Origin of the sequence: Pseudomonas sp. NFX98 (assembly GCF_047784845.1) — a bacterium.
Classification (GTDB): domain Bacteria; phylum Pseudomonadota; class Gammaproteobacteria; order Pseudomonadales; family Pseudomonadaceae; genus Aquipseudomonas.
Map to the genome: position 1 here is coordinate 51329 of NZ_JBLNNF010000005.1, position 21100 is coordinate 72428.

Here is a 21100-nt window from a genome sequence, read left to right on the forward strand (position 1 = left end):
GAATCAACCGCCCCAGTTGCCGATGTCGGCCGCATGCCCTTCGCCGCCCACCACGCCGTCGGAGCCGAGGGAATACAAGTCGTAGCTGCCATCGGCCGACTTCACACCGGGATTGAGGTATTGATAGGGCGTGTTCCATGGGTCCACGGGCAGGCTTTTAAGGTAGCCGTTGGGGTTCCAGCTCCGCGCCGCCGGCAGCCCGGACGGGCGTTTGTTCAAGGCTTCCAATCCTTGTTGCGTCGAGGGGTAATGGAAGTTGTCGAGGCGGTACATCTCCAGCGCAGTAGAGATGGCCTGGATGTCGACTTTGGCAGCGGTGACTTTGGCTTGATCGGGGCGGCTCATGAACTGCGGCACCACAATGGCCCCCAGAATGCCGATGATGACCACCACCACCATGATTTCGATCAGGGTAAAACCGCGTTGGGACGTTCTGTGACGTGGGGCGTTCATGGGTCAATTCACCAATTGGTTGAGGCTGAGAATCGGAAGCAGGATGGCCAGGACGATCAGCAGCACCACGCCGCCCATCAGCACCAGCATCGCGGGCTCAAACAGGCTCACCACCAGGGCGATACGCGCGGCCAGGCTGCTTTCCTGTTGCTCGGCGGCGCGGGCCAGCATGCGGTCGAGTTCACCGGCGCGTTCGCCGCTGGCGATCATGTGCAGCATCATCGGCGGAATGTCGCCGCCGAGCTCCAGGCCACGGGTCAGGGTTCCCCCTTCGCGGACCGAGCGGGCGACATCGGCCATGCGCGTGCGAATGGTCAGGTTGCCGATCACGGCCGCGGCGATTTCCAGTGCGTCAACCAAAGGCACCGCACTTTTGCCGAGGATCGCCAGGGTGCTGGCGAAACGTGCGGCCTCCATCGCCCGCAGCACTTCACCGAAGACCGGCACATCGAGTACCAGACGATGCCAACGCAGCCGCCAGACCGGCTGATGCAGGCTCCAGCGCCAAAGGCCAACCACCATCGCCAACGCGCCGAGCAGCAACAGACCATGGTTGCGCAGGCCGTCACTGGCGCTGATCAACACCCGGGTCAACCATGGCAATGGCTGGCCGCTGTCGACAAAAATCTTCACCACGTCCGGCACCACGAAACCGAGCAGAAAACCGACGATCACCACGCTGGTCAGCATCAGGATCAGCGGATACACCAAGGCCATCTGGATCTTTTGCCGTGACGCCTGGCGGGCCTGGGTGTAGGCGGCCAGCTGTTCCAGCACATGGCCCAGATGCCCGGAACGTTCCCCGGCAGCCACGGTGGCGCGGAACAATTCCGGGAACGCCTTGGGAAACTGCGCCAGTGCCGTGGCCAGCGCATGCCCTTCCATCACCCGGCTTCTGACCGCCGACAGCAGGCCCGCGACCCGCCGTTTGGCACTCTGTTTTGCCACGGCGTCGAGCGCCTCTTCCAACGGCAAACCGGCCTGTACCAGCGTCGATAGTTGCAACGTCAGCAGCGCCAGATCGGCGGCGCTCAACCGTCCGGTGCCTCGTGGTGCATTCACGCCATCTGTGACCTGGACCGCACTCACGCTGCGCGGCCAAAAGCCGCGCTCACGCAGCAATTGCCGCGCATGACGGTCGCTGTCGGCCTCCAGCTGTCCCTTGCACCGGCGACCCTGAGCATCGTCAGCGCGATAGTCGAATGTCGGCATGCTTCAGTCCTCCCGCGTCACGCGCAGCAACTCGTCGAAGCTGGTTTGCCCGTCGATCACCCGTTGCCGGCCGTCCTGAAACAGGCTGCGCGACACCTTGCGTGCCTCGGCCGTCAATGCCTGCTCACCGGCGCCCTGATGAATCAGCGTCGAGATGGCCGGCGTCACGCTGATCAATTCATAGATGCCGATCCGCCCGCGATAACCGTGCTGACACCGTTCACAACCCACCGCTCTGAACAGTTGCAACGACGCGCCAGTGTCGAGCCCCAAACGCTGGCAGGCAGCCGCATCAGCGCTGTACGGCGCCTTGCAATGCGGGCACAAAGTACGCAACAACCGCTGGGCCAAAACGCCCACCAGCGACGATGCCAACAGATACGCATCCACCCCCATGTCCACCAGACGCGTCACCGCACCGACCGCGCTGTTGGTGTGCAACGTCGACAGCACCAGGTGACCGGTCAACGACGCCTGGACGGCGATTTCGGCGGTCTCGCGGTCACGGATTTCACCGACCATCACCACATCGGGATCCTGACGCAGAATCGCCCGCAAACCTCGGGCGAAGGTCATGTCGACTTTCGGGTTGACGGGCATCTGCCCGACGCCGGGCAAGTGATATTCGATGGGGTCTTCGACCGTCAGGATGTTGCGGGTCTGATCGTTCAGGCTGCTCAGCGCGGCGTACAAGCTGGTGGTCTTGCCGGAGCCCGTCGGGCCGGTGACCAGCAGAATGCCGTGGGGTTTGCCCAAGAGTTGGCGCAGGTCTGCGAGGGTGTCTTCCGGCATGCCCAGACGTTGCAACTCCAGCCGCCCGGCCTGTTTATCGAGCAGGCGCAAGACCACTCGTTCGCCATGGGCTGAAGGCAGGGTCGAAACCCGCACGTCGACTTCATGCCCGGCCAACCGCAGGGCTATCCGACCATCCTGTGGCACCCGTTTTTCAGCGATATCCAGCCGCGCCATGACCTTGATCCGCGACACCAGCAGCGTCGCCAATTCACGCCGTGGCCGAAGCATTTCGCGCAATTGCCCATCGACCCGCATGCGCACCGACAGGTATTGCTCGAAGGTTTCCAGGTGCACGTCCGAGGCCTGTTCACGCACGGCTTCGCTGAGTAGCGCATTGATCAAGCGGATGATCGGCGCATCGCCTTGCTGCTCCAGCAGATCGGCGGTTTGCGGCACCTGATCCACCAGGCTGAGCAAGTCCAGTTCTTCGTCCAGCCCTTGAGCGACCTGTTCAGCGGCGCTCTGGCCTTCGCGGTAGGCTGCGGCCAGTCGCGTGGCAAACACGTCCGCTGACAGCAGCCGCAACGGCAGCGCCCGGCCGCACACCCGATGCGCTTCGGCCAGGGCCGTGAGCGGCGTATCGGCGCGCATCGCCAGGCTCCATTCCTCGCCCTCGCACTCCACCAGCACGCCGAAACGCCGGGCGAAACCGAAGGGCAGTGGCTCGTAAAAAACAGTCGTGTGGTTCATGGCGTATGGGGCGTTGACTGTCGCAGATCAAACACCGGCGCATCGGAACCCGGCTCGAACAACCGCCGCGCATCCGCTGGCAGCAGCAACGAGTTGTTGCCCGCCGCGCCCTGCTGACTCAAATCGCGCAGCGCGTTGTAACGCTGCTGGCTGACGTCGACCAGGTCTTCCTTGCTGCGCACGATGGTCGGCCGCAAGAACACCATCAGATTGCTTTTCGTTTGGGTGTCGCGGGTCCAGCGAAACAGGGCACCGAGGTAGGGAATGTCGCGCAGCAATGGCACACCGCTTTTTTGCGTGCGCACGCTGTCCCGGATCAAACCGCCAATGACGATGATTTCGCCGTCGTCGGCCAGAATCGTGCTCTTGAGCGCTCGCTTGTTGGTGATCAGGTCAGACGAATCGATACCGGAAACCGACGGCGCAATGTCCGAGACTTCCTGCTCGACCTCCAGGCGCAGCGTCGACCCTTCGTTGATATAAGGCTTGATCTTCAGGCTGATGCCGACGTCCTTGCGCTCGACCGTGGTGAACGGATTGTCCGCACCGCTGCTGTTGGTCGCGTAGGAGCCGGTTTTGAACGGCACGTTCTGGCCGACGATGATTTCCGCTTCCTGATTGTCCAGGGTCAACAGGCTCGGCGTGGACAACAGGTTGCTGTGGGTGTTGCTGGCCAGGGCCGAAATCAACGCACCGAAACGGTCACTGCCCAGCCGCAGCAGTGCGCCTTCCGGCGCCGACTTGTTCTCGTCAAACGTCAGGCCGCCGACGATCGGAATGTCGGTGCCGGGGAAGTTGATGAAGCCTTTCGCGTCGCCGGTGTTCAAGCCCCATTGCACGCCAACGGCTTCGGCGATGTCCCCGGAAATCTCGACGATGGCGGCATGGATCAGCACCTGCGCACGAGGCTGGTCCAACTGACGCACGATGCTTTCGATGGTTCGCACCTGCGCCGGCTCGGCGATCAGCACCAGCGCATTCTGGCTTTCGTCGGCCTTGATCATGAATGTCGCACTGGCCGCTGTGTCCTTGCTGCTGCCAAGGGTTGGAGCCGATTTTCTGCCCTGCCCCATGCTTTCCAGAATTTCCGCCAACTGCTTGGCATCGCTGTGACGCAGGCGGATTACGCGGGCATTGTCCGCGACTGCCGTGGCAGGAATGTCCAGGCCGCGAGCCAGTTCGGCCAGGCGTTGGCGAACCGCGGGCGGGCCGATGAAGATCAGGCGGTTGGTTCTGCTGTCGGCCAACACCTGGATCGTGGTGTCGGCATTGCGTTTGCCCAGCGAGGCTTCCATCACCGGGGCGACATCGCTGGCCTGGGCGTGGCGCAGTTGAACCACGGCGTGCATGTTGCCCTGCCCCGAATCCAGCTGACGCACCACCTGAGTGATTCGTTGCACGTTAGCCGCCGTGTCGGTAACCACCAGTGCATTGGCCGACACCGACGGGCCGACATAGCCATTGACCGATACCAGCGGCCGTACCAGCCCGCCAATATCAGTGGCGCTGCTGGTATTCAGCTCGATGACCCGGGTGACGAACTGCGAAGGCGTGGCGTTTTTTGCCGGACCGTTGCCAGCGCGGGTTTTGGCTTCGGTCACCGGAGTAATCAGAATCCGGTCGCCTTCGTCGATCACCGTGAAGTTGTGAGCGTCGAGCACTGAGTAAAACAAACGACGGACACCTTCGCGATCGAGGGCTTGCCGAGACATGACCGTGATGCGCCCGGAGACTCTGGGATCAAGCACCACGGTGGTCCCGAGAATGCTGGAAATTTCCTCGACGATGTCGCGCAGTTCGGCATTGTTCATTGCCAACTGCCATTTTTCTTCTGCTGCCTGGAGCGTGCGCGGCAAGGCCAGGCTCAAAAAAACCGCAAGCAAAAGCAGAGGGCGCAAGGTAGGCGTGCCAAGGAAACGGTTCATGAATGTGATCACTCTGACGGCCCGGTCAACGGGCGTAGATAACGCGCAGGAGTAGCAAAGTTGTGCAGGTCGCCTGGCGACCCGAGTCGACGCAGGAAGCGCTCGGCTGGGGCTTGCAGTGCGAGTCGCTCTTCTCGCCCTTTGTTCCACAGCACTACTTGATTGGCCTCGACACGGCGCAGGACGCTACCACCCGGCAAGCGTTCGCCCATCTGATACATCCGCGGCCCCTGAGCATCGGCCAGCAACGCTTTTGACACACCGTTGCTGACGACAAAACTGGCCTGCAAGGTCAGCGGCTCGGTACTGGCAAGCAACGCTGTGTCTTTGATCAGACCCAGCACCGTTGCCACCGCTGTGGCATCCAAAGGCTTATGGATGGGTACGGGCAGCGTTGCCACAAGAATCGGCAAAGGCATGGCCAGGCGTTCGCGAAAACGCCACTCCTGCCATACCAGAAATACCACATAGCCAATGGGCATAATCAGCAGGCTAATACGGCCCATCACTCTCAATGAATGCTTCACGGGAGGCTCACTCGAACTGCTCGTTCGAACGATTGACGCACAGTCGCAAAGACATTCGCCGCAATATCCGATGGCCGCATATCTCGTGCACGATCACTGCACCGACATGCAGTGCAATCAGTGCAGCAAGCACCCCACACGCCCACACATGAGCTGCAGTGAACTGCGCAAGGAGATCAGCATCATTCAGCGGCTGAGCAATTTCGACCACCCCGAACACATCGATCGGGCGGCCCATCATCAACACACCGGTCACCAACACGAAACTCACTGTGAAATAAATCAGCCCGTGAGCGAGCAGCACGAGCCGCTCCATGATCGATAACGCCATCACACTCACCAGCCGGGTGTGATTGGCAAAAATAAACAAGCGCCAGGCGAAAAACGGAATGAACACTGTGGTCAGCGAAACGTTGAGAAAAGCCACCCAGTGCTTGATGGGCGCTGGTACATCAACGCCCGCTGCATAGAACCCGGAAGCCAGGGTCCAAACGATGACCGCTGCCGACAACCAGTGCAGCAGCACACGTTGTCTGGAATAACCCGAAACCATCATTTCTACTCGATCGTCAAAAAATCTGCCTTCAGGCGACCTTCACAGGTCACCTGAAGTGCTGCGGGAGGACTTAGAGTTCGTTCCACGCCATGTGCGAATGAGCACCGACGCCAGGCTCAAATCCGTTGGCGGTCGGGGTGTACTGCTTGCAGTAGCCCGACTCCGGGAATGGCTTGCACTCGAAGACTTTGTTGATCTTCGGTTGCAGCACTCTGGTACCAGCGATGTAACCGCTGATGCCTTCCGGGAATACAAACTCGTAGTCAGCGCCAGCGCCTTCACCCGTCAGTTGCGTGGTCTGGGTATCCTGGCGAGTAGTGCGGCCATCGAGTGTGGTGCCGACCAGGGTCAGCGTATGTGCGCCAGGGTTGCCGCGCACATCGATCGCCAGCCATGTCGAACCGCTGTCCACTTCTGCAGAGGTGGAGCCGACTGGCTTGTTGTTCTCGTTGAACAGGGTCGCTTCGACGTTCATTTTGCGGTTGGACAAAATGCCGAAATCAACCTTGGCCAAGCCTTTTTCCAGCACATATTCAGCTTGCTGGGAGGCCACCGACAGACGAGCTGCAGCATCTTCCTGCATGTTCAATTGCACTTCGTAGCGGGTCACACCGCTCTCTTTTTGCGCAAACAGACGGTTATTGCCCTTGACCGGCTCGACGGTGCCGTCTTCGTCACGCACGCCCGCACGGATGAGTGTGTGAGCCTTGTTGATCGCTTCTGCCAACTTGAACGACCAGTTGTTGGGTGCACCTTCCTCGGCCGTATTGATGGAAATCTCGACACTGTAATCCGGGCTTTCGCCATTGGCGGAGAATGCACGAGCCTTGACCTTGTCACCGACCAGCAAGGTGCTCGAAGGCGCAATGCTGCCGACGGAGGTCCAGCCACCCGGCAGCTCCGGCTCAGCCAGGATGTTCACGTCGGCCGGGTTGTAGAACGCGGCGTCGGTGTCACCCACGGTCCAGATCCCCAGGATGACGTGATGACCGGATTTGTCGGCGGGAATGGTGCAGTTGTGCTTGTCGCTGTTGGATGGCTTCTGATTGCCACCGTCGATGGTGCAGAACGGTGTGCTCTCGAAGGTAGCGCGCTTGAGCGCTTCGTTCGGGTTCCAGCCGTTGCGGGTGATGAAGTATTCATGTTTGGTGGCCGGATGAACGGCCGTGTAGTGCCATTGGAAATCCAGAGTGCGATTGTGGATTTCCGTCAGGTGCCAACGGGTGGCGGACTGAGCGTCCAGTGCCGAGAACAGAGAGTGACCGCCACTTGGAATCTTGCCATCGACCGGTCCCTGCAATGGAGCGCCACCGACACCGGCGGGAAAACCCTTGAAGGTTTCGCCAACACTTTGTGGTTCGTATTGCGCGCCGCCACAGTTGGTATTCAAGCCTTTCTGACAGAGCAGTGCGCGTGATGGTGGCACTTCCAGGAAGCCATGAGCGGAAACACTTTGTGACGCCAACATTGCCGATAACAGGATCATTGAAGAAGTGCACGCAGCAAACGCACTTCCCTTGTACGAAGTATTTTTCATCAAATGAGTTCCAGACTTCTTATCGAAATTTAAGGCGCGCATTGCTGGCGCCGATGTTTGCGATATTGCTCAGCGACTGGCTGAGCAAGGGTCCGAACCTTACGTGGATGAATGAGTTTTCTATGTAGGGCAAATCTCTGCTGAATGCAGGAACAGTCTCTTCAGCTCTTTCTCCGACAATGGATGAAAGAATTCTTACAAGTTGTAGCGCCGCCACTAAACAAGAAAAAAGAACATAAAAAAAGCCTGTCCGGCGCCATGCCGGACAGGCTTTAGCAACATCAGAAATCTGTTACTCGTGATATTGCGCCGACAACTCATGCACGGCGCGCAAGAACGCACCCGCATGTTCCGGATCGACTTCCGGTGTGATGCCGTGACCCAGGTTGAACACGTGGCCGCTGCCCTTGCCATAGCTGGCGAGGATACGTCCGACCTCGGTGCGAATCGCTTCTGGCTTCGCGTAGAGCACAGTCGGGTCCATGTTGCCTTGCAGCGCGACTTTGTCGCCAACACGGGTGCGGGCGCTGCCGATGTCGCAGGTCCAGTCCAGGCCCAGAGCGTCCGCGCCAGCATCGGCGATGCTTTCCAGCCACAGCCCACCGTTCTTGGTGAACAGGATCACCGGCACCTTGCGACCTTCGTGCTCGCGGATCAGGCCGCTGACGATTTTCTTCATGTAGGCCAGGGAGAATTCCTGGTACGCCGCCGCCGAGAGGCTGCCGCCCCAGCTGTCGAAGATCTGCACCGCTTGCGCGCCGGCCATGATCTGGCCATTGAGATAGCTGGTGACCGTCTGCGCGAGCTTGTCCAGCAGCAGGTGCAAGGCTTGCGGGTTGTCGTAGAGCATGGTCTTGGTCTTGCGGTAGTCCTTCGACGAGCCGCCTTCGACCATGTAGGTCGCCAGGGTCCATGGGCTGCCGGCAAAGCCGATCAGCGGTACACGACCGTTCAGTTCACGGCGAATGGTGCTGACCGCGTCCATCACGTAGCCAAGGTCTTTGTGTGGATCAGGGATCGGCAGGGCTTCGATGTCGGCCAGGGTGCTGACGACTTTCTTGAAGCGCGGACCTTCACCGGTTTCGAAGTACAGGCCCTGGCCCATCGCGTCCGGGATGGTCAGGATGTCGGAGAAGAGGATCGCCGCATCCAGTTGTGGATAGCGGTCGAGCGGTTGCATCGTGACTTCGCAAGCGAACTCCGGGTTCATGCACAGGCTCATGAAGTCGCCGGCCTTGGCGCGGCTGGCGCGGTATTCCGGCAGGTAGCGACCGGCCTGACGCATCATCCACACGGGGGTGACGTCTACGGGTTGCTTGAGCAGGGCGCGAAGGAAACGGTCGTTCTTCAGGGCAGTCATGTCGGCATCCGGAAAAAAAGTGCGGGCATTTTCTCAGAGCCGGACGCAAAAGGCACGGTTGCAGGCCAGCCTTTTGTCTATCGGGTCAATTTGTCGCGGTGGAATGCAGTGTTTGCAACACCACAAAACACTGTGGGAGCTGGCCTGCCAGCGATGCGGCCACCTCGGTGTGTCAGATTGACCGAGGTGATGCTATCGCTGGCAAGCCAGCTCCCACAGGTATTGCATTGCAGTCAGCCGGACGGGATTAAACGCCCAGGTAATCCAGGATCCCTTCAGCGGCATTACGGCCTTCGAAGATTGCCGTCACCACCAGGTCAGAACCGCGCACCATGTCGCCACCAGCAAAGATCTTCGGGTTGCTGGTCTGGTGCTTGTACTGACCTTGTTCCGGGGCCACGACACGGCCCTGGCTGTCGGTCTGGATGCTGAACTGTTCGAACCACGGCGCCGGGCTTGGACGGAAACCGAAAGCGATGACCACGGCGTCGGCCGGGATGATTTCTTCGGAGCCCGGGATCGGCTCGGGGCTGCGACGGCCACGGGCGTCTGGCTCGCCGAGACGGGTCTCGACCACCTTCACGCCTTCGACCTTGTCCTCGCCAACGATGGCGATCGGCTGGCGGTTGTAGAGGAATTTCACGCCTTCTTCCTTGGCGTTCTTCACCTCTTTGCGCGAGCCCGGCATGTTCGCTTCGTCACGACGATAAGCGCAGGTCACCGACTTGGCACCCTGGCGGATCGAGGTGCGGTTGCAGTCCATCGCCGTGTCGCCGCCGCCGAGAACCACGACCTTCTTGCCTTTCATGTCGACGAAATCTTCCGGCGACTTTTCAAAGCCCAGGTTGCGGTTGACGTTGGCGATCAGGAAGTCCAGCGCGTCGTACACGCCCGGCAGGTCTTCACCGGCAAAGCCGCCCTTCATGTAGGTGTAGGTGCCCATGCCCATGAACACGGCATCGTATTCTTCGAGCAGTTGCTCCATGGTCACGTCCTTGCCCACCTCGGTGTTGAGGCGGAACTGGATGCCCATGCCGCTGAAGACTTCGCGACGATTGCTCAGCACGGTCTTTTCCAGCTTGAACTCGGGGATGCCGAAGGTCAGCAGACCACCGATTTCCGGGTTCTTGTCGAACACCACCGGGGTCACGCCGCCACGCACCAGCACGTCGGCACAGCCCAGGCCCGCCGGGCCCGCGCCGATGATCGCGACGCGTTTTCCGGTCGGCTTGACCTTGGACATGTCCGGGCGCCAGCCCATGGCGAACGCGGTGTCGGTGATGTACTTCTCAACCGAACCGATGGTCACCGCGCCGAAGCCGTCGTTGAGGGTGCACGCACCCTCGCACAGGCGGTCCTGTGGGCACACCCGGCCGCACACTTCCGGCAGGGTGTTGGTCTGGTGCGACAGCTCGGCGGCCTGGAGGATGTTGCCCTCGGCCACCAGCTTCAGCCAGTTGGGAATGAAGTTGTGCACCGGGCACTTCCATTCGCAATACGGGTTACCGCAACCCAGGCAGCGGTGGGCCTGGTCGGCCGACTGCTGGGGTTTGAACGGTTCGTAGATTTCCACGAACTCTTTCTTGCGTTGACGCAACAGTTTCTTCTTCGGATCCTTGCGCCCGACCTCGATGAACTGGAAGTCATTATTCAGACGTTCAGCCATTACTAAAACCTCTTAACAGCAGCTCGAAGCTACAAGCTTCAAGCTGCAAGACAATCACGGTGGCAGGCACATCGCGCACTGCATTTAACTTGCGGCTTGAAGCTTGCCGCTTGCAGCTGCCCTTATTGCGGATTGGCACGGGTGCTGGAAAGCAACGATTTCAGGGTGGCAGCCTTGGGCTTGACCAACCAGAAACGGCGCAGGTAATCATCGAGGTTTTCGGCGAGGTTACGACCCCACTCGCTGTCGGTTTCCTCGACGTACTCGTTCAGCACGCGTTGCAAATGGCTACGGTAGGCTTCCATCGCCTCGCCGCTGATCCGCTGGATTTCCACCAGTTCGTGGTTGACCCGGTCAACGAAGGTGTTGTCCTGGTCGAGCACGTAGGCGAAACCGCCGGTCATGCCAGAGCCGAAGTTGTAACCGGTCTTGCCCAGGACGCAGACGAAACCACCGGTCATGTACTCGCAGCAGTGATCGCCAGTGCCTTCCACGACGGTGTGGGCACCAGAGTTACGCACGGCGAAACGTTCGCCTGCGGTGCCGGCGGCGAACAGCTTGCCACCGGTAGCGCCGTACAGGCAGGTGTTGCCGATGATGGCACTGTCCTGAGTCTTGTAGACGCTGCCCTTCGGCGGAACGATGACCAGCTTGCCGCCGGTCATGCCCTTGCCGACGTAGTCGTTGGCGTCGCCTTCCAGGTACATGTTCAGGCCACCGGCGTTCCACACGCCGAAGCTCTGCCCGGCCGTGCCCTTGAAGCGGAAGGTGATAGGCGCATTCGCCATGCCCTGGTTGCCGTGCTTGCGCGCGATTTCACCGGAGATCCGTGCACCGATGGAGCGGTCACAGTTGCAGATGTCCAGGTCGAACTCAGCGCCGCTCTTGTCGTTGATCGCCGAGGTGGCCATGTCGACCATTTTCTCGGCCAGCAGGCCCTTGTCGAACGGTGGGTTGCGTTCCACACCGCAGAACTGCGGCTTGTCCGCCGGCACGTGGTCGCTGCCCAGCAATGGGGTCAGGTCCAGGTGATGCTGCTTGGCGGTCTGTCCTTCGAGGATTTCCAGCAGATCGGTACGGCCGATCAGCTCTTCGAGGGAGCGCACGCCCAGCTTGGCCAGCCACTCACGGGTTTCTTCGGCGACGTAGGTGAAGAAGTTCACCACCATGTCGACGGTGCCGATGTAGTGATCCTTGCGCAGCTTCTCGTTCTGAGTCGCGACGCCGGTTGCGCAGTTGTTCAGGTGGCAGATGCGCAGGTATTTGCAGCCCAGGGCGATCATTGGCGCGGTGCCGAAGCCGAAGCTTTCAGCGCCGAGGATGGCAGCCTTGATCACGTCGAGGCCGGTTTTCAGGCCGCCGTCGGTCTGTACCCGGACTTTTCCGCGTAGATCGTTGCCGCGCAGGGTCTGGTGGGTTTCGGCCAAGCCGAGTTCCCACGGAGCGCCCGCGTATTTGATCGAAGTCAGCGGCGATGCACCGGTGCCGCCGTCGTAGCCGGAGATGGTGATCAAGTCCGCATAGGCCTTGGCCACACCGGCAGCGATGGTGCCGACGCCCGCTTCCGCTACCAGCTTCACCGAGACCAGCGCCTTCGGGTTGACTTGTTTCAGGTCGAAAATCAGCTGCGACAAGTCTTCGATGGAATAGATGTCGTGGTGCGGCGGAGGCGAAATCAGGGTCACGCCCGGTACTGCGTAACGCAGCTTGGCGATCAGACCGTTCACTTTGCCGCCCGGCAGTTGACCACCTTCGCCCGGCTTGGCGCCCTGGGCGACCTTGATCTGCAGCACTTCGGCGTTGACCAGATATTCCGGGGTCACACCGAAACGGCCAGTCGCGACCTGCTTGATTTTCGAGCTCTTGATGGTGCCGTAGCGCGCCGGGTCTTCGCCGCCTTCACCGGAGTTGGAACGCGCACCGAGGCGGTTCATGGCTTCGGCCAAGGCTTCGTGAGCTTCCGGCGACAGGGCGCCCAGGGAGATACCGGCAGAGTCGAAGCGCTTGAGCACCGATTCCAGCGGTTCGATCTCGCTGATGTCCAGCGGCGTGTCGAGGGTTTTGACCTTCAGCAGGTCGCGGATCATCGACACCGGACGATTGTCCACCAGCGACGTGTATTCCTTGAACTTGCTGTAGTCGCCCTGCTGCACAGCGGCTTGCAGGGTGTTGACCACGTCCGGGTTGTACGCGTGATATTCGCCACCGTGGACGAACTTCAGCAGGCCGCCTTGCTGAATCGGCTTGCGCGGGCTCCAGGCTTCGGTGGCCAGGGCTTTCTGCTCGGCTTCGATGTCGACGAAACGCGCACCCTTGATGCGGCTTGGCACGCCACGGAAGCTCAGGTTGCAGACTTCCTCGGACAGGCCGATCGCTTCGAACAGTTGTGCTCCGCGATAAGAGGTGATGGTCGAGATGCCCATCTTCGACAGGATCTTGAGCAAGCCTTTGGTGATGCCTTTACGGTAGTTCTTGAACACCTCGTAGAGGTCGCCCAGCACTTCACCGGTACGGATCAGGTCGCCCAGCACTTCGTAGGCCAGGAACGGATAAACGGCGGAGGCGCCGAAACCGATCAACACGGCGAAGTGATGCGGATCGCGAGCGGTCGCGGTTTCCACCAGGATGTTGGAGTCGCAACGCAGGCCTTTTTCGGTCAGGCGGTGATGTACCGCGCCGGTGGCCAGGGACGCGTGGATCGGCAACTTGCCCGGTGCAATGTGACGGTCACTCAGCACAACCTGGGTACGACCGGCGCGCACGGCTTCTTCAGCCTGATCGGCAACGTTGCGGATCGCCGCTTCGAGGCCGACGCTCTCGTCGTAGTTCAGATCGATGATCGCGCGTTCGAAGCCCGGACGATCGAGGTTCATCAGCGAGCGCCACTTGGCCGGGGAAATGACCGGCGAGCTGAGGATCACGCGCGAAGCGTGTTCCGGCGACTCCTGGAAGATGTTGCGCTCGGCACCGAGGCAGATTTCCAGCGACATGACGATGGCTTCACGCAGCGGGTCGATCGGCGGGTTGGTGACCTGCGCGAACTGCTGGCGGAAATAGTCGTACGGAGTGCGCACGCGCTGAGACAGCACGGCCATCGGCGTATCGTCGCCCATCGAGCCGACGGCTTCGTAGCCTTGCTCACCGAGCGGACGCAGTACCTGATCGCGCTCTTCGAACGTGACCTGGTACATCTTCATGTATTGCTTGAGCTGATCGACGTCGTAGAACGCCGAACCGTGGTCGTTGTCTTCCATGGTCGCCTGGATGCGCAGGGCGTTCTTGCGCAACCATTGCTTGTACGGATGACGCGACTTCAGACGGTTGTCGATGGCGTCGGTGTCGAGGATCTGCCCGGTTTCGGTGTCCACGGCAAAGATCTGGCCCGGACCAACGCGGCCCTTGGCGATCACGTCTTCAGGCTGGTAGTTCCAGACACCGATTTCCGAAGCCAGGGTGATGAAACCGTTGGTGGTGGTCACCCAACGCGCCGGACGCAGACCGTTACGGTCGAGCAGGCAAACCGCGTAGCGACCGTCAGTCATTACCACGCCGGCCGGGCCGTCCCACGGCTCCATGTGCATCGAGTTGTATTCGTAGAACGCACGCAGGTCCGGGTCCATGGTTTCGACGTTCTGCCACGCTGGCGGAATGATCATCCGCACGCCACGGAACAGGTCGATACCACCGGTGACCATCAGTTCGAGCATGTTGTCCATGCTGGAAGAGTCGGAACCGACGCGGTTGACCAGTGGGCCGAGCTCTTCGAGATCGGGCATCAGGTCGTTGGCGAATTTGGTGCGACGGGCCACGGCCCAGTTGCGGTTGCCGGTGATGGTGTTGATCTCGCCGTTGTGCGCCAGGAAGCGGAACGGTTGAGCCAGCGGCCATTTCGGCAGGGTGTTGGTGGAGAAGCGCTGGTGGAACACGCAGATCGCGGTTTGCAGGCGCTCGTCGCTCAGGTCTGGATAGAAGGCGGTCAAATCCGCCGGCATCATCAGGCCTTTATAAATGATGGTCTTGTGGGAAAAGCTGCAGATGTAGTGATCGACGTCGGCGGCGTTGGCCACGGACGAGCGACGACGGGAGCTGAACAGCTTGATCGCCATGTCCTGATCGCTCAGGCCTTCACCGCCGATGAACACTTGCTCGATCTGCGGCAGGCGCTCAAGGGCCAGGCGGCCGAGGACGCTGGTGTCGATCGGCACTTTGCGCCAGCCGACCAGCTGCAGGCCGGCAGCCAAGATCTCGCGGTTCATGTTCTCGCGAGCGGCTTCGGCTTTGACCGGGTCCTGATTGAAGAAGACCATGCCCACGGCATATTGCTTGGGCAGTGCGACGCCGAAGGTTTCCTGGGCGATGGCTCGCAGGAATACGTCCGGCTTTTGAATCAGCAGACCGCAACCGTCACCGGTCTTGCCGTCGGCATTAATCCCACCGCGGTGGGTCATGCAGGTCAGGGCCTCGATGGCCGTTTGCAAAAGGGTATGACTGGGTTCGCCCTGCATATGGGCTATCAGGCCGAAACCGCAGTTATCCTTGAATTCATCTGGTTGGTACAGACCTGCTTTCATAGACACTTTCTCACCAGGCTGCCTCTTAACGAGGCAAATTTCTTTTCAATTCAACCACTTGCCATCCACGCCGAACGTACGCCAGCTTTGCGGGAGCAAAAGGGAGGTCATTGTACACACCGACACTTGGCCTCACAAATTTGACGACGAAATGTCGCAAATCTATGTCGCATTTGTGAAAGGTTTAAAGCGATCTGCTGTGCTAGTCAAAACTTTTTTAATTCTGACCGCAACGACTCAAAGACTACTGTGACGCAGACACCACAAGGCACGCGGCCTGTAGAGGCGGCATGCGCTTGTAGAAATTTTGAGGTGCCGGGAGAGGCGGCCTGGGTAAGGCCGCCGAATCTTCAGCGAGCTGTGGCGAGTTCCTGTTGGACACTGGCGACAGAGCGTGGCCAAGGTTTACCAGCCTGAACCTTCGCTGGCAAGGCCTTGATGGCGGAAACAGCTGCATCACGGTTGGTGAAACTGCCGTAGGTGATGACGTAAAGCGGCTTACCGTTGAGCACTTTCTTGAAGTAACGGTACTCGCCGCCCTGCTCCTTGACGAAGTTTTGCGCGGTCGCTTCGGAGCTGGTGCCGAGGATCTGCACCACGTAGTTACCCGGAGCCTGACCGGCGTACCAGGTGCCGCCGGCGGCTTTCGCTGGGGTGGCCGGTTTCTCGGCAGGCTTGGCAGCAGCGGCAACGGCCGGTTTGGCTGGCGCCGGGGCAGGCTTGGCGGCAGGCGCTGGAACCGGTGCTGGCTTGGCGGTGGCGACTTGGGTCGGCGCAGGCGTCGGCTTGGCCGCTGGTGTTGGTGCAGGACCAGCCGGGACACCTGCGGGCGGTGCGGTGGTGGTGACGGTCGGCGGTGTCTCGCTGGAGCCTTCCAGCGGTACGCCATCGTCACCTTCGGTGATGCCGCCAGCCGCTTCAGCCAGCGGACCGCGCATCACCGGCTGCGAATTACCGACCAACGGCAATGGCATTGGCTGCGTGTTGCCGGCGAATTCTACGGCTGGAGCACCGCCATTGGCTGTTGGTTGCCCTTGGCCCAGCGGCAGTTGTGCCTGTTCGTTGGCCGGAGCACCGGTGGTCGGCGCTTTGCTGCGACCCGGCATCAACCAGGCGGCGGCTACCGCGACCACGACGACGGCGGAAATCGCCAATACGTGTTTCTTCGGCATATTGAACCCCATACTTGGACGCTTGACCGCTGAGCGGCTGGCAATCATGGCTTCGATCATTGCATCGCGGGCAACCTGGTTGATATTGCCAGGCCAACCCTCGGAGCTTTCGTGAATATCAGAGATCTGATCCGCGGTGAAAAGTTCGATACCCCGGCCTGCGCCTTCAAGACGCTGGTCCAGATATTCGCGGGTCTCTTCTTCGGTGTACGGCTGCAGTTCGATGACGTGGAAGCGCTCTTCTTCAAGCTGCAAAGCCTCAAGCTGAGCGATCAGCGACGACTCACCGAACAGGAACACATGCGGACGACCTTCCGGGGCACCGGCGCCCAGCGCCATCAGGGCTTCGAGCGCTGATTCGTCGAGCTGCTCGGCATCATCCACCAGCAAATAGACTTCCTGACCGGTAAGCGCCAGTTGCACCACCTGAGCCAGAATCGCGTCGATCTCGGGCTGGGCAACGTCCAGCGCCTGGGCGACCTGGCGCAGCACGCCAGCCGAGTCGCCGGCACCCCGGGCGGAAACCACCACGCTCTGTACCGACTGCTTGTTGGTGCTGGCCACCAGCGCCTGACGCAGCAGGGTCTTGCCACTGCCGTGCGGGCCAGTGACCACCAGCAATAGCTGGCTGTAACGTGCCAGGTGGTGCAACTGCCCGAGCACGGGTTTGCGTTGGGCCGGGAAAAACTTGAAGCCAGGAACCCGTGGAGCAAAAGGGTCATGATTCAACTGGTAATGGCCGAGGAAAGCCTCGTCGGCATGCAAACTAGTCATCGCGTTCTTATTAACCTTTAAGCTGAGCCAGGACGCGGTAATCCGCTCCCAGCGTGGCCTGTAGAACCTCTTTCGGATAATCGTCGGTCACCACCGCTTCGCCCATGTGGCGCAGCAGCACCAGGCGCAAACGACCGTCGATCACTTTTTTATCAATTGCCATGTGTTCGAGGAAATCGGCTTCGGTCATCTCTTCCGGCGGGATGACCGGCAGGCCTGCGCGCTGGAACAGGCGAATGCCGCGATCGCGTTCCTGTTCGCTGATCCAGGCCAGGCGTGCGGACATTTCCAGAGCCATTACGGTGCCAGCAGCGACCGCTTCGCCATGCAGCCAGACACCGTAGCCCATATGGGTTTCGATGGCGTGACCAAACGTGTGGCCCAGGTTGAGCGTGGCGCGCACACCGGTCTCTTTTTCGTCGGCGCCGACCACCGCAGCCTTGGCCGCGCAGGAACGCTCGATGGCGTAGGTCAGGGCTTGCTGGTCCAGATTACGCAGGCGGTCGACGTTGTCTTCGAGCCAGGTCAGGAACGGCTCATCGCAAATCAAACCGTATTTGATGACTTCAGCCAGGCCGGCAGACAGCTCGCGGGCCGGCAAAGTATTGAGGGAAGCAGTGTCGATCAGCACCACGTTCGGCTGATAGAAAGCGCCGACCATGTTCTTGCCCATCGGGTGATTGATGCCGGTCTTGCCGCCCACCGACGAGTCGACTTGCGACAGCAACGTGGTCGGGACCTGAATGAAATCAACGCCGCGCTGGTAGCAGGCGGCCGCAAAACCGGCCATGTCACCGATCACGCCGCCACCGAGGGCGATCACTGTCGTGCGACGGTCATGCCGTGCAGTCAGCAGACCATCGAAAATCAGTTGCAGGGTTTCCCAGGTCTTGAAGGCTTCGCCGTCGGGCAGCACCACGGAAATCACCGAGAACTGCGCGAGGCTGCGGGTCAGACGTTCAAGATAGAGCGGCGCAACGGTTTCGTTGGAGATGATCGCCACTTGCCGTCCGCGAATATGCGGGGCCAGCAGCTCAGGCTGATCCAACAAACCTTCGCCAATGTGAATCGGGTAGCTGCGCTCGCCTAGATCGACCTTGAGTGTCTGCATGTGTCCCCACAATGAAGATGGAATCGGGCATCGTGCCTTGAATTAACCAATGTCCACGGCGTCTGCCGGTGTGACGCCGTTCGGTAGCCGTTCGCCACAACCTTGAGCGGTCGTGGCAGGACGCCGAGGATAGCGCATTTCGTGCGGCGCTTTAACGCGGCGGCAGCTGCTGCAAGCGTTCGAGGATATCAAGCACGACCATCCGCGGCGGCCGCTCATCGGTTTCCACCACCAGATCGGCGATTTCCCGATAAAGCGGATCACGGATCGCCAGCAGATCCCGAAGGGTCTTGGCCGGATCAGCGGTACGCAACAAGGGGCGATTGCGGTCGCGGGACGTGCGACCGACCTGCTGCTCGACAGAAGCATGCAGATAGACCACACGCCCACCGGCGTGCAATGCCCGACGATTGGCTTCGCGCATGACTGCACCGCCGCCGGTCGCCAGCACCACGCCGTCGTAATCGCACAGCTCGGCAATCATTGCCTCCTCGCGATCACGAAAGCCCGGTTCGCCTTCCCTGTCGAAGATCCATGGGATATTGGCGCCCGTGCGTAATTCAATTTCCTTATCGGAATCTTTGAATGGCAAGCGCAGCTCTTTGGCCAGCAACCGGCCGATGGTGCTTTTTCCAGCGCCCATCGGTCCTACAAGAATCAAATTTCGCACAGAATCAACGACTCACAGCAATCGCCTGGTTATTCATGATACGCGGAGTGAGAAACACCAACAGCTCGGATTTTTTCTCCGAAACCACGTCACGCCGGAAAAGGCGGCCAAGATACGGCACATCGCCAAGAAATGGCACCTTATCTACAACCTTGCTTTGAGTATTTGAGAAAACACCACCAATGACGATGGTCTCGCCATCGTTGACCAGGACCTTGGCGTTGACCTCGTTTTTCTTGATCGGCGGCACATCCTGGACCTTGTTCAGGTAGTCCGGTTCATCCTTGGTGACCTTGACCTCCATGATGATCCGGTTGTCCGGGGTGATTTGCGGCGTCACTTCCAGCGACAGCGAGGCTTCCTTGAACGACACAGAAGTCGCGCCACTGGAGCTGGCTTCCTGATAGGGAATCTCGGTGCCCTTGAGGATTTTCGCGGTTTCCTTGTCGGACGTGACCACTTTGGGTTGCGAGACGATCTCGCCGTTGCCGGTTTTCTCCATGGCCGTCAGCTCAAGGTCGAGCAAGACGTTGTCAGTGATGAACGCGATGCCGATCCCGGAGGTATTGCTGACAGCCCCCAAGTCGACGAACGGCGAATTGGTGCTGGTGCTTCCCGGCGTGCCGATGGTCGACGACGCGTTCGCACCATTGCTGACGCCTGAAGTATTCCAGTTGCCCTTGTTCTGGATCGAACCGCCCCAGCGCACGCCGAGGCTCTTGTCGTAGTCAACGTTGGCCTCGACGATCCGCGCTTCGATCATCACCTGCCGTACCGGGATATCCAGCTGCGCCACGATCCGCCGCAATTCGTCGAGCCGGTCCTGAGTCTGGTAGGCAATGATGTTGTTGGTACGTTCATCGACGGTGATCGAACCTCGTTCGTCGATTTTCGCTTCGGCGCTGGTCACCGACTGGAACAGCTTGGCGATATCGGCTGCCTTGGCATAGTTGACTTGCAGTAACTCACGACGCAGCGGCGCAAGTTCGGCGATCTGCTTCTGCGACTCCAGTTCCTGGCGCTCCCGGGCAGCGATTTCATCCGCCGGCGCCACCAGCAGGACGTTACCGATCTTGCGCTTGTCGAGGCCTTTGGTTTTCAGCACCAGATCCAGCGCCTGATCCCATGGCACGTTTTGCAACCGCAGGGTAATGCCGCCCTGCACCGTGTCGCTGGCGACCAGATTGAGGTTGGTGAAGTCGGCGATCAGTTGCAGCACCGAGCGCACATCGATGTCCTGGAAATTCAACGAGAGTTTTTCACCGCTGTAAGCGTAGCGATCAGCGTTGCGCTTTTGCAGGTCGTCGGCAGTCATCGGGCGGATGCTGACGGTCAGCTTGTTGTCGGTCTGGTAGGTCGAATAATCGAAGGCACCACTGGGCTCGATGGTGATGGTGGCCCTGTCGCCTGTAGCGATGGCATTGACGAACTGCACGGGCGTGGCGAAGTCCTTGACGTCCAGGCGCACACGTAACGGCTCGGGCAGCCGGGTTCTGGCGAAGCCGAGAATGATCTTGCCGTCGCGCTCCTGAATGTCTGGCGCGATGGACGGATCCGTCAGGTCGATCACCACATTGCCTTCACCTTGGGTGCCGCGCTGAAAATCCACCGCGCGAATAGCCTTGGCTGTTGGCGCAACCGCACGCGCCGGAGCCGGGGTAACGACAGCGGCTGGCTTCGGTGCCCGGGGTTTACCTCCCTGCCCGACCACCACAAACAGGCTGTTGCCCTCGATCCGGGTGTCATACGGGGTCAATTGCGTGAGGTTGATGATCAGCCGTGTTCGGTCCTTGGCTTCCACCACCGTTGCGCTGCGGGCATTGCCGCCGCCCAGATCGCGGGTCTTGCTCGCCAGCTGACTGACGACACCGGGCAAGTCCAGCGCAATCCGCGCAGGCGATTCGGTGGTGTACCCGTGAGGCGCCGGGGGCGGTTCATCGAACGCCAACTTCAACTCGACGCGGTCGCCCGGCAGCGCTGCGACATCCAGCGTCTTGAGGTTGGCCGCTTGTACCATCGGCGACAGCAGCGCTATCCATAGCGACACTCCGAGGGTGGAGAAAATCCTGTTCATTGTTCGA

The 21100-nt window shown here is 60.4% G+C and carries 14 protein-coding genes; all 14 read right to left on the reverse strand.

Annotated elements, in window-relative coordinates:
• Nucleotides 1-3: 3 nt before the first annotated feature.
• The gene (gene gspG, locus ACM110_RS07895; protein ID WP_416127338.1) at nucleotides 4-453 is read right to left on the reverse strand and encodes a type II secretion system major pseudopilin GspG; all 450 of its coding nucleotides are present in this window, start codon (nucleotides 451-453) and stop codon (nucleotides 4-6) included.
• Between the two features lie 3 nt (nucleotides 454-456).
• Nucleotides 457-1665 (reverse strand): type II secretion system inner membrane protein GspF, encoded by a 1209-nt coding sequence (gene gspF / locus ACM110_RS07900; RefSeq protein WP_416127339.1) that lies wholly within the window; start codon nucleotides 1663-1665, stop codon nucleotides 457-459.
• Nucleotides 1666-1668: 3 nt separating this feature from the next.
• Entirely contained in the window at nucleotides 1669-3150 is a 1482-nt protein-coding gene (gene gspE, locus ACM110_RS07905; RefSeq protein ID WP_416127340.1) for a type II secretion system ATPase GspE, read from the reverse strand.
• Complete coding sequence (gene gspD, locus ACM110_RS07910) at nucleotides 3147-5075, reverse strand: type II secretion system secretin GspD (protein WP_416127341.1); 1929 nt, start codon at nucleotides 5073-5075, stop codon at nucleotides 3147-3149. Before gspD ends, gspE begins: the two co-directional genes overlap by 4 nt.
• An 8-nt stretch (nucleotides 5076-5083) precedes the next feature.
• Nucleotides 5084-5581 (reverse strand): type II secretion system protein N, encoded by a 498-nt coding sequence (locus ACM110_RS07915; protein ID WP_416127342.1) that lies wholly within the window; start codon nucleotides 5579-5581, stop codon nucleotides 5084-5086.
• Between the two features lie 28 nt (nucleotides 5582-5609).
• Nucleotides 5610-6158, reverse strand: coding sequence for a cytochrome b (locus ACM110_RS07920; protein ID WP_416127343.1), 549 nt, complete (start codon nucleotides 6156-6158; stop codon nucleotides 5610-5612).
• Between the two features lie 70 nt (nucleotides 6159-6228).
• Nucleotides 6229-7695 (reverse strand): N-acetylglucosamine-binding protein GbpA, encoded by a 1467-nt coding sequence (gene gbpA, locus ACM110_RS07925; RefSeq protein ID WP_416127344.1) that lies wholly within the window; start codon nucleotides 7693-7695, stop codon nucleotides 6229-6231.
• Nucleotides 7696-7987: 292 nt separating this feature from the next.
• Entirely contained in the window at nucleotides 7988-9055 is a 1068-nt protein-coding gene (hemE, locus tag ACM110_RS07930) for a uroporphyrinogen decarboxylase (RefSeq protein ID WP_338584314.1), read from the reverse strand.
• Nucleotides 9056-9302: 247 nt separating this feature from the next.
• Nucleotides 9303-10721 carry an FAD-dependent oxidoreductase gene (locus ACM110_RS07935; protein ID WP_218439012.1) on the reverse strand — a complete coding sequence of 473 codons (1419 nt, stop codon included), beginning with the start codon at nucleotides 10719-10721 and terminating at the stop codon, nucleotides 9303-9305.
• A 122-nt stretch (nucleotides 10722-10843) separates the two neighbouring features.
• Entirely contained in the window at nucleotides 10844-15292 is a 4449-nt protein-coding gene (gene gltB, locus ACM110_RS07940; protein ID WP_416127345.1) for a glutamate synthase large subunit, read from the reverse strand.
• A 350-nt stretch (nucleotides 15293-15642) separates the two neighbouring features.
• Nucleotides 15643-17238, reverse strand: coding sequence for an AAA family ATPase (locus ACM110_RS07945; protein WP_416127346.1), 1596 nt, complete (start codon nucleotides 17236-17238; stop codon nucleotides 15643-15645).
• A gap of 10 nt (nucleotides 17239-17248) precedes the next feature.
• Nucleotides 17249-18349, reverse strand: a complete 1101-nt coding sequence (gene aroB / locus ACM110_RS07950; RefSeq protein WP_416127347.1) for a 3-dehydroquinate synthase — start codon at nucleotides 18347-18349, stop codon at nucleotides 17249-17251.
• Nucleotides 18350-18500: 151 nt separating this feature from the next.
• The gene (gene aroK, locus ACM110_RS07955; RefSeq protein WP_416127348.1) at nucleotides 18501-19019 is read right to left on the reverse strand and encodes a shikimate kinase AroK; all 519 of its coding nucleotides are present in this window, start codon (nucleotides 19017-19019) and stop codon (nucleotides 18501-18503) included.
• 4 nt (nucleotides 19020-19023) lie between these two features.
• The gene (pilQ, locus tag ACM110_RS07960; protein WP_416127349.1) at nucleotides 19024-21093 is read right to left on the reverse strand and encodes a type IV pilus secretin PilQ; all 2070 of its coding nucleotides are present in this window, start codon (nucleotides 21091-21093) and stop codon (nucleotides 19024-19026) included.
• Between the last annotated feature and the right edge of the window lie 7 nt (nucleotides 21094-21100).

Coding starts and splice junctions, on each gene's coding strand:
- gltB (WP_416127345.1), bottom strand. CDS start 15,292: ATGAAAGCAGGTCTGTACCAACCAGATGAATTCAAGGATAACTGCGGT.
- gspE (WP_416127340.1), bottom strand. CDS start 3,150: ATGAACCACACGACTGTTTTTTACGAGCCACTGCCCTTCGGTTTCGCC.
- hemE (WP_338584314.1), bottom strand. CDS start 9,055: ATGACTGCCCTGAAGAACGACCGTTTCCTTCGCGCCCTGCTCAAGCAA.
- gspD (WP_416127341.1), bottom strand. CDS start 5,075: ATGAACCGTTTCCTTGGCACGCCTACCTTGCGCCCTCTGCTTTTGCTT.
- gspF (WP_416127339.1), bottom strand. CDS start 1,665: ATGCCGACATTCGACTATCGCGCTGACGATGCTCAGGGTCGCCGGTGC.
- ACM110_RS07935 (WP_218439012.1), bottom strand. CDS start 10,721: ATGGCTGAACGTCTGAATAATGACTTCCAGTTCATCGAGGTCGGGCGC.
- gbpA (WP_416127344.1), bottom strand. CDS start 7,695: ATGAAAAATACTTCGTACAAGGGAAGTGCGTTTGCTGCGTGCACTTCT.
- ACM110_RS07915 (WP_416127342.1), bottom strand. CDS start 5,581: ATGGGCCGTATTAGCCTGCTGATTATGCCCATTGGCTATGTGGTATTT.
- ACM110_RS07920 (WP_416127343.1), bottom strand. CDS start 6,158: ATGATGGTTTCGGGTTATTCCAGACAACGTGTGCTGCTGCACTGGTTG.
- pilQ (WP_416127349.1), bottom strand. CDS start 21,093: ATGAACAGGATTTTCTCCACCCTCGGAGTGTCGCTATGGATAGCGCTG.
- aroB (WP_416127347.1), bottom strand. CDS start 18,349: ATGCAGACACTCAAGGTCGATCTAGGCGAGCGCAGCTACCCGATTCAC.
- ACM110_RS07945 (WP_416127346.1), bottom strand. CDS start 17,238: ATGACTAGTTTGCATGCCGACGAGGCTTTCCTCGGCCATTACCAGTTG.
- gspG (WP_416127338.1), bottom strand. CDS start 453: ATGAACGCCCCACGTCACAGAACGTCCCAACGCGGTTTTACCCTGATC.